General features: G+C 44.3%; 10 protein-coding genes. 1 reads left to right on the top strand and 9 read right to left on the bottom strand.

Translation table 11 applies throughout. The features are described from left to right. Positions 1 to 5 precede the first annotated feature (5 nt). Both ACLB09_RS20085 and ACLB09_RS20080 read right to left on the bottom strand, forming a co-directional pair. Entirely contained in the window at positions 6 to 1,319 is a 1,314-nt protein-coding gene (locus ACLB09_RS20085) for an S-layer homology domain-containing protein (RefSeq protein ID WP_410771634.1), read from the bottom strand. 309 nt (positions 1,320 to 1,628) lie between these two features. Continuing rightward, positions 1,629 to 2,588 (bottom strand): DMT family transporter, encoded by a 960-nt coding sequence (locus ACLB09_RS20080; RefSeq protein WP_410771633.1) that lies wholly within the window; start codon positions 2,586 to 2,588, stop codon positions 1,629 to 1,631. 123 nt (positions 2,589 to 2,711) lie between these two features. Between ACLB09_RS20080 and pdxR the strand changes: the two genes are divergently transcribed. Next, positions 2,712 to 4,139, top strand: a complete 1,428-nt coding sequence (gene pdxR / locus ACLB09_RS20075) for a MocR-like pyridoxine biosynthesis transcription factor PdxR (protein WP_461729002.1) — start codon at positions 2,712 to 2,714, stop codon at positions 4,137 to 4,139. Between the two features lie 93 nt (positions 4,140 to 4,232). On the opposite strand, the gene ACLB09_RS20065 is transcribed toward pdxR, so the two are convergent. The 7 genes from ACLB09_RS20065 to ACLB09_RS20035 all read right to left on the bottom strand — a co-directional run bounded on the left by ACLB09_RS20065 (position 4,233) and on the right by ACLB09_RS20035 (position 14,237). Continuing rightward, the gene (locus ACLB09_RS20065) at positions 4,233 to 5,003 is read right to left on the bottom strand and encodes a protein-glutamine gamma-glutamyltransferase (RefSeq protein WP_410771632.1); all 771 of its coding nucleotides are present in this window, start codon (positions 5,001 to 5,003) and stop codon (positions 4,233 to 4,235) included. 137 nt (positions 5,004 to 5,140) lie between these two features. Then, on the bottom strand, positions 5,141 to 5,722 hold the full coding sequence (locus ACLB09_RS20060) for a TcaA NTF2-like domain-containing protein (RefSeq protein WP_410771631.1): 582 nt from the start codon (positions 5,720 to 5,722) through the stop codon (positions 5,141 to 5,143). 307 nt (positions 5,723 to 6,029) lie between these two features. After that, positions 6,030 to 7,175: a hypothetical protein gene (locus ACLB09_RS20055; RefSeq protein ID WP_410771630.1), complete on the bottom strand. Its 1,146-nt coding sequence runs from the start codon at positions 7,173 to 7,175 to the stop codon at positions 6,030 to 6,032. 6 nt (positions 7,176 to 7,181) lie between these two features. Beyond that, complete coding sequence (locus tag ACLB09_RS20050; RefSeq protein WP_410771629.1) at positions 7,182 to 9,542, bottom strand: NlpC/P60 family protein; 2,361 nt, start codon at positions 9,540 to 9,542, stop codon at positions 7,182 to 7,184. A gap of 77 nt (positions 9,543 to 9,619) precedes the next feature. Beyond that, positions 9,620 to 12,373, bottom strand: coding sequence for a hypothetical protein (locus ACLB09_RS20045; RefSeq protein WP_410771628.1), 2,754 nt, complete (start codon positions 12,371 to 12,373; stop codon positions 9,620 to 9,622). Positions 12,374 to 12,381: 8 nt separating this feature from the next. Beyond that, positions 12,382 to 13,269 carry a copper amine oxidase N-terminal domain-containing protein gene (locus ACLB09_RS20040; RefSeq protein WP_410771627.1) on the bottom strand — a complete coding sequence of 296 codons (888 nt, stop codon included), beginning with the start codon at positions 13,267 to 13,269 and terminating at the stop codon, positions 12,382 to 12,384. Between the two features lie 71 nt (positions 13,270 to 13,340). Continuing rightward, entirely contained in the window at positions 13,341 to 14,237 is an 897-nt protein-coding gene (locus ACLB09_RS20035) for a copper amine oxidase N-terminal domain-containing protein (protein WP_410771626.1), read from the bottom strand. Positions 14,238 to 14,334 lie beyond the last annotated feature (97 nt).

Below are 14,334 nucleotides of genomic sequence, written 5' to 3'. Positions count from 1 at the left end.
CCCTTCTATTTGGTTGCCGCTACGGAGAATACGATGGTTTTGGCCGCGTTGTCCACGAGGACGTTCACCGTGTAGTCGCCTAAGGCAGCCTGTTTGGAAGCCAGCGGCCTGCCCGCCTCCACTTCCGTACAGATGGCGTCGAACCAGCGGTTGAAGGCGATGGCATCGTAAGTAAACAGCTGATTCGCAAACAGCTCGATCGGCTCTTTGTTGCGGGCCAGCGTTCCTTCCCGCAGCCGGACCGTGATGCCGTAAGTGTTGTAAGTCGGATCCAGCCAGATTGCGACTTCCTCCGTTGCCGCGTTCGCGCTTGCACCGGCTCCTAGCGCCCCTGCGCTGGCTGCCTGCTGAACGGCCTTCTTCTCCTTCTCGTCCTTAAACAGGCGTAGCGTCGTATCGAGCAAGTCGTAGTTGGTGCCGCGAAGCTGTCCGGCCTGCTTCAACGTATCGTAGGCATCCCACATTTTCTGATCCGGAAATGCGACGATTTTTTGACCGCCGCCAACGGTCGGCACGAGACGTTGCAGCTTTTCTTTCTCCGGCTGAACCGGAAGCCGCTTCTCCTTGTCCGTCAGCCGGTTCAGGATGACAAGCGCTTCAGCCCGCGTAACGTACCGGCCCACGCCGAAGTTACCATCCGGGTAGCCCTCCATGATGCCTTTGATGAGCGACTCCGCGATGAATTTCTGTTCGCGCTCATTGGCGCTGGTCAGATCTCCATACGCCTGCGCCACGGAGCGGCTAAAATCCGCGTCCTCCAAATATTCCGTCTCCTGCAGCGTGTAAAACAGAATTTCTGCCACATTTTCACGGGTCATGTCCGACTGGAAATCGCTGTAGCGGCTTTTGTTGAGGAAGTTTAGGTCGCTAGCGACGTCTATGTATGGCTTGGCCCAATATCCGGTCAATGAAGGCTTGAAATCAAAGTAGCGGTAATCCTGCTTCAAAATCGTCCGGTTTTCCTCCGTCAGCGAATCCAGGAAGCTGCTCCGCCAGCTTCTTTCCTGGTTGGGATGCTGCTCGCTGTAGGACAGGATCAGCATTTTAACGAATTGATCCACTTTGACCGGTTCACCCGGCCGGAAACTGCCGTCGGGATATCCGTCCAGAATCCCTTGGCGTACCATTTCCTCGATCGCCGGCCTAGCCCAATGCCCTCCAATGTCTGTAAATGCGGGCTTGGATTGTGATTGAGCCGTTTCCGCATACGTCACGGTTCCGCCGGTCAGTCCGGTTAAGCCGCCAAGCAAGCAAATCGCTAGAAAAATCCGGAACGCAACGCGAACCAGACCCTGATGATTTTCATGTTTTCCTTTCATTTGTTAGCCTCCTGCATTATATAATGGCAAGCTGCAAGCGCAGCAATATAGTTACCATTATCCAGAAAACCACAATTTGCGAAGGTTGTGAATAGGCCGGGCGGCGGCCGCATTTCGCCCCAGGAAATCCCGCTAAATTGCCCTCCCCCCTGTCCGAACGCCTTGTTTTTCTGGATCGGATTCCCAGTATCGGGCAGGAGGAAGCATAACTTATTACCTAAACCGTTGTCTCCATCCATTTCAGTTCATTGTTTGTCCATATTCCTTACGTTTTTGTCCCATTCTCACCGCTTGGCCAAGGACTCAATTTCACACAGCTTCGCGTAATTTGTCATCTGCCTCAAGACCTCGAGAAACGTCTTTCCGGGGATTGCGCCCGATAAACCACATGCCAAGAATCACGGCTAAACCACCGCCCGCTTGAGCATAGCCCACGCTCTCATTCAGCAAACAAAGCGACAATAACATCGATGTTAAAGGCATCATCCCGGAATAAGCGGCCGCCGTATAGGTCGAGGTGCGCTTAATTCCCGCATACCAGCAAATGAAAGCCAAAGCGGTCACGATCCACCCGTACCACAATAATGCCACCCACCCTGTCGGCCCGAGAGCGGATAAGCCGGAAAACGGTTGTTCCGTCAGTGCGGGAATCACGGCGAATATAAAGGCGGAGATCGTGACCAGCGTCGTTTGTACGATAGGGTCAACCGAAGTATTCCGGCGCGTTTGGTCTCGGCTCCCCGCACGCGATAAAGTATTGAACAGCGATTCGCTGGCCGCAGCCCCGAGTACCAGCAAATTGCCTCCAAAGTGTTCGGTCACAAAGAGATGCCCGGAAGATGGCGACCATTGAATCAGCAGGATGCCGGTTACGGTAAACAGCATGCCCGCCAGGATTCCGGCAGTTAACCGCTCCCTAAGGAATAACCAGGCCATTAAGGCCGTAATCGCCGGAGCCGCTCCGGTTAACAAGCCGGCCTCCCCTGCGCTGGTTCCATGAAGGCCTGCTAAAAGCAAAGCCCGGAACAAAAAAATCCCGAAAAAAGCTTGCAAAACAACCATTTTCCAATCGGTGAACGTCATTCTTTTGATTGTTGCAATCAGCCGAACACGGTAAAGCGAAACGAGGAGCAGCATACCGAGCAACAAGCTGAGCGCGGTAATCGTAAAAGGACCTATATGATCCGATACGAGTCGAGCGGCAATGACGGAAGTGCCCGCCAACGAAAAAGCCAGGAATAAATAGACTTTCCCCTGATTTAGATTCATGATTTCCTCTCCTTTCCAGACTGGGGGAATGGATCATGGTATAATGATATCCGATAACTGGATCTATCCAAGTGCCGCTTTAACCCTATTAATACCAGTCCAGTTCGGAGGAGAAACTAAACGATGTGGGGAATTGTTTTGCAGCGTGGCGGGGGGAGTCCCTCCTTGGCCCGCCAAATTTTTCAGCAGATCAGCGGCTCCATCCTGGACGGAACTCTTCTGCCGGATGAGGCTTTACCATCGACTCGCGAGCTTGCCAAAGCGCTTGCCGTGTCCCGCCATACGGTCAGCGAAGCCTACGACATGCTCATTACGGAAGGCTATGTCAATAGCCGTCAGGGGGCACCGACCCGAGTGACGGGGAATCTCTGTCTGGACCGTCCCGGCTCCTCTCAGCCGGAGCCGGTTGTCCAACCGGGAATATTCCACCCTCCCGCTTCTGGGTATGCTGCCGATTTCAAAACCGGACAGCCGGACCTGCGGCCGTTTCCCAAATATGTTTGGGGCCGGCTCCATTCGGATGCGTTTAGCCAATTGCCTCCGGATCTGCTCGGTTACAGCGGGCCGGACGGATTCCCGCCGCTGCGGAAGGAAATCGCGGATTGGCTTTTTCGGAGCCGGGGGCTCCGGGTGGATCCGGCAAACATCTTTATTACCGCCGGGGCTACCCAGTCGTTAAGCTTGCTAGCGGATTTGCTGCACCGGGATGACCGGGAATTTGTCCTGGAGGACCCGTGTCACACGGCGGTACCTACCTTGCTTCGCAATCGGGGGTATGCTTATCGGCCTGCTCCCGTAGATGAGCACGGCCTGATGGTGGAAGAGACCTGCTTCGACTGGGACACCGGGGATATATCCGCCGTGTACGTGACTCCCTCCCATCAGTTTCCGCTCGGCGGCATCCTCCCGGCGAACCGCCGGACCGCGCTGATCCGGCATGCACGGAGGGATTCTTTTTACATCATCGAAGACGACTACGACAGCGAATTCCGCTATCAAGGGGCACCCGTAACTCCGCTGTTTGCGCTGGATCCGGAGCGGGTGATCTATGTGGGAACGTTCAGCAAAACCGTATTCCCCGCGCTGCGTCTCGGTTTCTCCATTTTGCCGGAAGCGTTGCATGCCGGGTGGAAGCATTTGCGTCTATATGCCGATGTGCAATGCCCCGTCGCGGAACAGGCTGCTTTGGCGGAGTTTTTGCGAACCCGAAAAATGGATCGTCATATTAGCCGCATGCGCAAATTGTACGGGCAACGGCGTCAGGTTTTGCTGGAAGAGGTGGATAAGGTATTCGGACAGGCCGTGGTACAAACTTGGGGGGACACCTCCGGACTGCATCTGGCTTTGCAGTTTGCGAAAGGGCATTTTGACAGGAATTTTATTCGTGAAGCGAGTGATCGCGGAATCCGTATTTCGACCATCGAAAAATATTCCCTTACCGCAGGAAAGCATGCAGATAAACTGCTCCTGGGTTACGGTCATCTCGAACCCGATGAAATCCGGGTGGGCATCTCCCTGCTGCACGATTACTGGCGGCAAAGCATCATATAGTGATGACTATATCCAAGCACATAAAAAACAGCCTTCCCTAATTAACGAAATTAGGTTAGGCTGTTCATCTTTTTTCCGCACACACACGCGATTCTACCACCCAAAGGCATAAACCCGGCTTCCGATCCTCGCAATCACCGTTTTCAATCTTTGAATGTAGGCAAAGTCCAGCGTCTCTATATCGTCCGTCTGATACGCCGATGTCATGCTTCCCGGTCTTCGTCTGGTATTGAGCAATGCAATGATCTCTTCCGGCGTGCGGATTCCCATGCCATGGGCAAAAATGGTTCCGCCCGGAAGCAGAATTCCGTTCTCCCCGCGCCATTCCGGCGTCATAGGGTTGAAATCGGGGTTTTTAAAATAAAGGACATCGCCCGGATAAGCTTCCATCGCCGAAATAATCCGAAGATCGCTGTCATATTTCCAATCGTATAGAAAAAGACCGGCAAAATAAGCATTGAACGCAGGCTCGCCGATCGAATCCAGAACGCCTTTGTACAGCACGATCACCATGGCCGTTGCGCATTCGAAGGCATATGCCCTGCCGTTCCGGAAAATATCGCGGATTCCTTCGGCCGGCGTTACCCCGTTCCGCAGCCTGAAACCCCCGTTTTGTTCCCGGATCCAAAGCGCCTCATTACACCGCGAATTTTTGAACGTCGCGAATTTAGCGCCGCTGGCATGCAGTGCCCTGGCCGCCTCCACGATCGCGCTCCTCGTTTTTAATTCAAACTCCAGTTCGCCTATGGAACCGTAGCGGTAAGTTACCGGGCTTTGCTGTTTGTAGCGCAGAATTTCCTGCTCCACCCCGGTCAGCCTCAGCCGCCCCATTTGTTCAGCCTCACCCGGCGGTAGGATAATCATGTGGTCCACCTCGCAGATTGCCGGAAGCACCTGACTTCGAGCATCATTCTATTTGGGTTATTGTACGCGGGGAGGAGCCGGGGCGTGCCTATTTTATTTCATTAAAGAAAATTGCCTTACAAATCGGGAACCTGAAACTATTGATTTTTCTCCCAAACAGCCCTGTTACTAATACCTTCTACATGATTTTCGTTTGAAATTATCGTATAAATCCAGTAATCTGTTTTCTCTATACCTTCGCTTTGTTTTTCATCATAAAGTGCAATCGTTTCTTTAACATATAGATCATACTCTTCACTACTGTTATCATGCTGCACCATATCTTCTATGTCATATGATATAAGAGTATAAATTACCTCCTCGGAACTTTGTTCTGAAATAAAAGATTTCATTTCACGAAAAAACTCGCTATCCTTAATCAAATATTTTTCAACCATACTGAAATCTTTATTATTTTTTGCATCATACACAGACTCTTCATAAGCTCTCAGGATCATCTCCGAGAAATAGCTATCGGCAGGTGCAGCTCCTAGGGAAATATTGTTGTCGTTTTCCGCTTCACTCAGATCCAAGCTCCCATCATCAAAATCCTGCTCAATAATTGGCTGAGTAGTTGGTTCAAGAGTTAGTGTTCTCTCTGCTGACTCCGACTCACATGAAGACAAGGTAATAGTAAGAATTAATAATAAACATACTAATAACAGCTTTTTTACTCTCACTTTATGATTCCCGCCCTTTTTAATTGCAGAAATTCTCCCTGAAAAAATCAAAACAATTTTATATTAGGTAGTGATTTACACTGGCAACTCACCTTCGCGGTCTTTTTTTTTCTTACATATTTCATGATAGAATCTACAGTAGCTTCATTTACTCTCTAACGCAAAATCTCTTCAACATCGTTGTACTATTGCTCAATGTGATCCCCTTCAAGGTTACCAAATGTAACTATCAAATTAATTATTGTGTTTTATGTATCGCTAACATACTGAATAGTCTTTCAATCTCAAAACTATTCAAGGATTTGTGTTACTGGAATTCCATAACTGCCCTAATCTTGAACTTATCATGTTGCTTCTCAAAAACTAACCACTCTCCAGTTATTTCAGTAACAGTTTCTAAATTAACAGAACTAATAGCAAAAGCGTACATATTGTCTTTGAGTACAAATACTTGTGGAATATATTCATTATCTACAAGATTCATCGCCTCACATGCTTTCAGTATATCTTCTAGACCCATCTCTATAGCGGGTTCATCATTGATACGCCAATCGACATTAAAAGATATTTTCTTCAACTCTTCTGAAACATGTATAGGCATATCCTGAATTTCTTCATGCGAAACACTAAACATACTAGACAACGTTAGTCCCATTTTTTCTTCATTTGCTAAAACCAGATCCCCTCTGACCTCGTTGGCATATAAATGTACTACTGTATTAATGTCCCTCTTATCTACGAAATATGTTATTGAATAGAATCCATCTTGATCAATCCATTCCTTAAAAGCATCCATATTTCTGTTGTCTCTATTGTCTATATTATCTATGAAGGAAGTCAGAAACTCCCTGATTCCTGTATAATCAATGCTACTTCTATTTTGTTCTAAATTAGAGCCCGATTGTTCTAATGATTTAAAGCTTTCAGCGATATCATGGGTATCTGCCATCATTTTGATGTATTCTTGTGATTCGTTTACGGCCTCTTCTTGTCCTTTGTAAATATTTTCGGTAGGCCCATCTATAACAATAACCTGTCCCCTACTCACTCCAATTTTTCTAAATGGCACACCAGCAGTTTTTCCGCCTCCCTCCCACCATTCATCCCATGTTGCCTCAGTTCCATATTTGTATAGTTCAAATAAAATAGCCTTCTCGATTTTCTTGTTCTGAGGGACATAAAACACTTTAATTCCATCTTCAACTTCTACAATTTCATACTTAGTTACATTCCATGATTCGGGTAACGTTATTTCGAATCCAATCAGACTGTTCTTGTATATGGTATCTACTTTTTCCTCGATATTATTCTGAACAGAATCGGGGTTTAATAATTTCGAATTATTCCCAATAGATGTACAAGCGCATACTATAATGAACAAGGTAAGTATGATAGCGATCTTGGTAGATTGAACATATATAATTTCGTTATTCCGCTTCTTTTGTCTTTTCATTTTTATCTACTTCCTTACCTTTGAATTAATAGTAAACTCCCCATTTGGTCTTCCTCGGTCATCTTGTGCATCCTTATCCGCGTAAAAATTGAAGGATGGTAATTTTATCCCCTTGGAAATATTAGCAACAGTTTGTTTATTAATCCCCGATATATATTGATCATAATCCTTTGAAGCTCCTTCATAGGCTAAGTCATCATAAATTATGCTCACACTTTTATACCAATTTCCATTTCCGGCATACACACCTTCTCTAACTTTATTTTGTTTTAAATCTATAATAGGGGTATTCCAATTCATGTACTCTAAAATGCCACCACTTGTTCCAGATATACCTGGAAGCTTATTATTATTTTCAGCTGCTGACTTAAAGTCATCTCCATAATATACATATCCTAAAATTTTACCAAATAATAAATTATTTGCTTTTAATAAATCCTTTGCATAATCTACCTCTACTCCATTTTGTCCATCTGCAGCTTTATTTGTACTACTTGTATTAAAACTTCCTGTCCCTTCTTGTATAATTATTGCCAGTAATAAACGAGGATCTATTTGGATACCATATTCATTATTAATTTGTTCCGTCGCTACCCATAACTCATGCACTTTTTTTTGATCCCATTTTAGTTTTGTAAATTTCTTCAGACTTTTCGCTAGATATTTTTCCTGTTTTGATGTACCACTTAAACTCATTTCTTTTGGAATCCAATTTAGATTGCTTTGACGAGGCACATTATCAGGTGGAAAAATAGTAGGTAATGGTTTTACACCATCCTTTACGATATTCAAATAGGTATTATCATTATTAATAATCCTTCTTATAGTGTATATATTTGAACTAATAACACCATATCTGCCGCCCCAGTTTTTATCTAGACTCTCAACTTTTACATTTTGATTTTTATCAAGTTTTTTAGGATTATCGTTACTACCTGTCTCATGAATGAACTTCCCATCACCAATGTAAATGCCCACATGATCTACACTTCCATTCTTTCCCCAATCAAAAAAAATCAAATCTCCAGGTTTCATATCATTGTATTTCACCTCTACTCCCCGGTTGATTTGTTGTTTAGTATTGATACCAATATCAATCCCAAGGATTGTTTTATAGACTGAAGAAGTAAAATCAGAGCAATCCATATATTTAGGTGGATTTTTACGATCTAATATTTGAGTAGTTATAACACCATCAATACAATAAGGAATTTTACCAACCCAATATTTAGCTTCATCAATTAACGCTTGCCTATATTCATCTGCTGAACTCAAATTGCTTACAGGATTGATCTCTGCTTCTTCCACATCCAAATGCTTCCCAGCAGCCCCAGTCCCCGTCCATAAGTACTTAAAATCCACATCGTCAACCATTTCAGAGGATATGGAATACTTTTTCTTCAATAGGGTCCGAAGCTTCTCCGCGTAAGCGTGGGCTCCATCCATTTCGTCCTTCATATTTTTGGCTTTATATTCACCCCAGGCTACCTGAGCACGGCCGATTTCCTTCATTTGATCGTGAATTTCGTCAAGCTGCTTTTGCGCCCAGGCTCCCTTAGGTCCGCCTTCCAGGATTAATCCGAGCAGATAAAGATATTGATTATCCTGCGGCATGAGTATTGATATTTGCTTCCCGTCTTTGGTGATCTGAAAAGAAGGATCATAGGAGCAGGCCTGAAGCCGGTTCCCCTTATAAAGATGGCTTAAGTTGACTCCTTCTTTATATAAGTCGTCACTGATGCCATGTTGTTTCAAAACTTCGCGCTGTTTCATTGCTTCTTTATGTGCGTTGTCCATTAAGTATGTATTTCCAAAAGTTTTATACACGGCATGGGCCACTTGGGCGCGAGCTATCGAATTTCTTGCCTTGAATATCTCGTCGAGTTGTTCCTTAGCTCTGGCTTGTTCCTCTTCCGTGCCGTGAAGAGCTTGTTCATGCAGCTTTTGGATCACCGGATCATCGAATAACGGGTCCGCCAAATAATCCGAAAGGCCTTCTCCCGAAAGTTCACCGCCTTTGGCATAAAAAGACGAAGGCGTCGGCGGCTCGTACTTTTGTTGCGTCATCTTCTTGGTTTTTTCTTCGTCCTGCCGGTAGATCGCCGATGCTTCGGACAGCGCTCCCGCTTTTTTTTCGAGTTCTACGGTAACGGACTCGGCCAGTCTTCTCAGTTGTCTAAGTTGGTCTTCCACTTCATTCAGAACGCTTTGTACTTCCCACTCGGAATATTGACTTCGTATATCGCGGACAAGTTGGGATACGAGTTCATTGACGGATTTTTCCCCGCCTTCGATAGAGCCACTGAATCTCTTAATCACAGCTGACAGTTCTTCCAACTTTGCCGGATCTACTTTAATGCTGCTCATCAAACCGACCCTTTCCAATTGTCTTTCTTAATAAAAAAGACGCGGCAACAAACTTATTCTGTCGCCACGTCCGAAGGTTAGTTATTCAAATCATCAAACATCGAGCCGATCACGGTGATTTGCATGGAATCCAGTTCTTCGACTCCTTTTAAGGTATTCAGAATTTTATAAGTATGATTCCCTTTCGTCAGGTCGGTATCATCGAACCATACCTTAATATTGTAGTCTCCGTCAGGCATGTTTGCATGAGTGTAAAGCATCTTATTATCGGGATTGACTACGATAGTGATTGTTGACGTTTCCGTAATCTTGTAAATATGCTGACCGGATTTCACGTATTCGCGGTAATTGTAATACGAATTACTGGTCTCGGTATACGACTCGCCGTAGCCTTCCAGAATCATCTTCCAGAACTTATGGGAGTCACCTCCGCGTGTATTCTTGTAAGGTATCTCATCAATTTCCTGGTTGAATCTGGACGGTTCCTTGCTTCCATCCAATACGTTAACAAGTACTTCTCCGTTAACCCCTTTGTTGTTTTCGACGGACAAGACGCCTGTCTTCCGTTCAAATCCCCCGCCTCTCTTGGCAAGCTCTTCGTTTCGGACATTGACGGCTTCTTTGTTATTGTTGATATACATGAGATCGGACTCATACCGGAAAGAATGAATCAGACCTTCCACTAAATCCTTATGATCTTTCGTCATATCCACAGGTTTTTGATCCCGAAACAGTACGGTTTTGACCGTAAATGTGTAGCTACCCGCCGGGTTGAAATAGTATCCTGATTTGATCGGGTAATCATATTTTTGCAATTCCCGGTCTGTTGGAAAAACCGCTTTGTCATAAAGGGATTTCTTATTGCTTTTATCGGAGGCCGCTTTTCTCGACTGGCTGTATTCAGTACTCAAGGAGCTTTCAATATCCCAGTCCACGACTCCGCTTGCCTGCTGGATAAATTCTCTTGGGTACTGGCCGGGAACTTGTCTCCAGTTCTTCTTCCCGTTTAATTCCTGGTCATACATCCATCGGATCACGTCAAACATATACGGCTCATTGGTCCAGAACAAGTTCTTCTTCAGAGAGTCATTTTGGTTCTCCTCAATTTCGTCTCTATAGGTCAGTCTGGGAACTTCTTTTCGACCATTGTAAACATACATTTCATAGGGCTCCTTGACCGAATTGCTTTCGAAATTCGCGGTTTCGACCCCGGATTCGGTCCTTGACTTGGTCGTACAGACCTTATCCTCTCCTTCACCGGTACATTCAGACCAAGAATAAGTATATTCATAATCTCTGCTTACCGAGCCTTCATAGTGTACTTCACCTGTTTTAGTTAAAGGTGTTCCAGGGTTATCCAAATTAAGCCACTTCTTATTTACTGGATCGTCCCCAAAGTCCTCTCTCTTAATCGTAAAAAGCGTTATTGGGGAACGCGTGATGCTTTCACTAGGTTCATTAACATCTGGATTATTAGAAACATCAAATAATCTAAGCAAGTCGGGAGTGCGGTTAGTAACTTCTAGTTTCCCAGTAGCGTATCCAACCCATCTCGCATCCTGCAAAGCGGGTAGCGTTAAAGTTGCCGTATTACTCGGCAAATCAAGCTGGACCCTTTTGGAAAGCAGATCATAAGGCAAAGGCTGTGGCGTAAGCAATTTAACGGCATTCGGATCAGAATCAAGAACATTGTTTGTCAGTATTGACTCTTTCGGAGACTCTCCGTCCTCATTAATCTTAAACTGAATTCGCACATCGCTTTCCGGCATCGTAAAAGAAACGTTCAAGCGCCTTTTGCCATTGGTCGCAATACTTAATGATCCCGAAGCAGTTGTGGCAGCCCCGCTGAACATTAATTGGTTTTCTGCATGGTTCAGGGGCATCCCGTCACTTTTTCGAGTAATTGTCCATGAAAACGTTGAAGTTTCTGACTTAGGAAAACTTGACCTTACAAATACCGAAACCGTAACATCCTCCCCGACCAAAGCACCCGTCGGCAGGTCTGCAAATTCCGCCGAGATGTCGCTAGCTTCGGTTTGGATAAATGGAGCTAATGGAATATCCTTATAGGTAGATGTCATATATATCCTTCCCATCCCCTGTGATAGATACGTGGGGGGTTGTATAATATGAACATATTTAACCCATCCTCCTTTTGGTGCTCCATCCTTAGAATAAACACTTTTTGTTGCTAGAGTGGAATTTTGATTATTATACATATACTTCGAGTAAGGCTGTCCCGCATATTCCTTGTTTAATGCTTTGATTATTTGTTGTTCAAAATTACCTTTCGGCAAATATTCTTTTAGTTTTTCTGGGATTGGTTTCTTAAAGTTATTTGGAAAATCATCAAACTCACTTGGACTTACTTTTCCGATTTTCCATGGGTTCTCCTTCATTCTAAAATTGTGAATTTGCGTTCCGCTCCAACCCGCATCCCAAGGAAATTCTCTAGTTGAAACGTGATCCCCTTCAATGTTATATCCAGAATACCGGAACATCTCTTTTCCTTTATGAATAATCTTTGTTCCATGACTTCCTCCATAAACGATGTCAAAACCCTTAAATTCATCAGGATTTCTTATTCCTTCTTCAATTTGTTGTTGTATAAGTCCAGAATTAAACGCCCCATTTTCTGATTTTGCCGGAAAATAATTATCTTTTCCGTATATTTCTTTCATATCTTCATTAGCCATCTTTCGAACAATTTCTGGGGTAAGAGTTTTCAAATATTCTCTCAGTTCATTTTCAACTTGAGAATGCACTTTGTACTGAGGTAATAGATTAAAAATAACTACGACAACGAAAAGTATTGCTATCCCCTTTTTCATACTCACACCTATTTATACCAAATATCAACGTTGATATTTCCCCAATACTTTGATTGAACAACTACCTTAAAGGTATTGTCTTCAAAGGATTTCTCTTGCAATTTATCTTCCCGATCATCTTTTTGTTTTATATACTCAATAATTGAATTAACAGTAGCTTCATCTATTCTCTGTCGTAAAATCTCTTCGACATCCTTTACTTGTTGATCAATATTGTCTCCTCCAACATTTCCAACTGTGATTATAAAATTGAATATTACAGCTTTATTTCCATCTTCTTTACGATACCCGTCACTTACAACTAATCCGGAATTATAAAGATTATTATATTTAAATCCTTCACTTGTCTTTTGGACGCTTTCTCCTTCTACGTTTCTAGAAGCTTCCCAAGCATCCCAATCAAACGTCCCATCAGGCTTGGTATAATCGTTCAACTCGTTTGTGTCATCCGCCGCAAGCCCAGTCGTAATTTCTACGGTGTAGAGCTCGGAATCCCATTTAACTTTAGCCCCGAGTGCTTCACTAACAAAACGCAAAGGTACGAACGTTCTGCTTTCTTTCCGTTGCGCTACGGTATCCATTTGCTTCGTCTGGCCGTTTACGGTAAAAGCTTTTTTCCCTAATGTAAGAACGATGACATCTTCTCCTAATTCTACGGTTACTTTCTGGGTTTGGCCGTTCCATCCCACTTCTGCCCCTAATGCCTCACTTACAAATCTTACTGGAACCTGGACTCGATTGCTTTTATCCACAAAAGGCTGCGCATCTGGAAAAGAGATCTTATTTCCGTTTACTTCGACTCTTAGAGAAAGCTTAGCGGCTGAAGATAGAGCGGGTATCATGGTAAGCATGAGGATAAAAGACATAAATATAATTCCTGTTTTCTTTAGTTTCATGGGTATACATCTCCTTTGTTTTAGTATAAATAATCATTTTTACATGTTATTGGGGTATCGTAAGAACACACCTACTTGTACCAAACCGCTACAAGAATGTCATCCCAATATCTAGATCCGACTTCAATTCTAAATGTATCATCCTGAAACTCCTTATCTTCCAGCACTTCATCCCGTTCATCCTTTTGTTTTACATATTTCATGATGGAATCTACAACGTCACTATCGATTCTTTGACGCAATACTTCCTCCAAGTCCTTGACTTGCTGATTGTAATCTACGCCTTCGCGTCCAAAATCGATATTTAGTTGAATGATAATTGCTTTTTTCTTTACCTCACCTTCATAATCATCATAAAATGCATTTGCCGTTAATCCTGATTTATAAGCACCATAATAGCTAAATCCCTGTGTTTTTAGCTTTTCACTCTTACCTTCCTCGTTCCGAGAAGCTTCCCAAGCATCCCAATCAAACGTCCCATCGGACTTTGTTAAATCTGCCAACTTATCTGTCCCATCCGCGCCTGTTCCAGTCGTAATTCCCACGGTGTATAGCTCAGAATCCCACTTCACTTTAGCTCCAAGCGCTTCACTAACAAAACGCAAAGGTACGAACGTTCTGCTTTGTTTCCGTTGCGCCACCGTGTCCATTTGCTTCGTCTGGCCGTTTACCGTGAAGAACTTCTTCCCTAATGTAAGAACGATGACATCTTCTCCTAACTCTACGGTTACTTTCTGGGTTTGGCCGTTCCATCCTACTTTGGCCTCTAGCGCTTCGCTTACAAATCTAACGGGAACCTGGACCCGGTTGCTCATATCCACAAAAGGCTGCGTATCCGGAAAAGATATCTTTTGCTCGTTTACTTCGACTTTTAGATTTGCTGCTGACGTTAAGGCGGGCATCATGGGTATCATGGTCAGCATTAGGATGAAGGATATGAAGGACATTCCTGCATTCCTTATTTTCACTTCCACCGCTCCTTCATTTTCTTGAATAGATAATATGTATAGTTAATAGCTCCGCTGCGGATTCTCATTATTTTCATCTTAAAAATGTAGACGTGGC

It is taken from the genome of Fontibacillus forbon (genome assembly GCF_046559655.1).
Classification (GTDB): Bacteria; Bacillota; Bacilli; order Paenibacillales; family Paenibacillaceae; genus Fontibacillus.
Note: the sequence above shows the minus strand (reverse complement) of the source record. Positions and strands in the feature narration are given on the sequence as shown.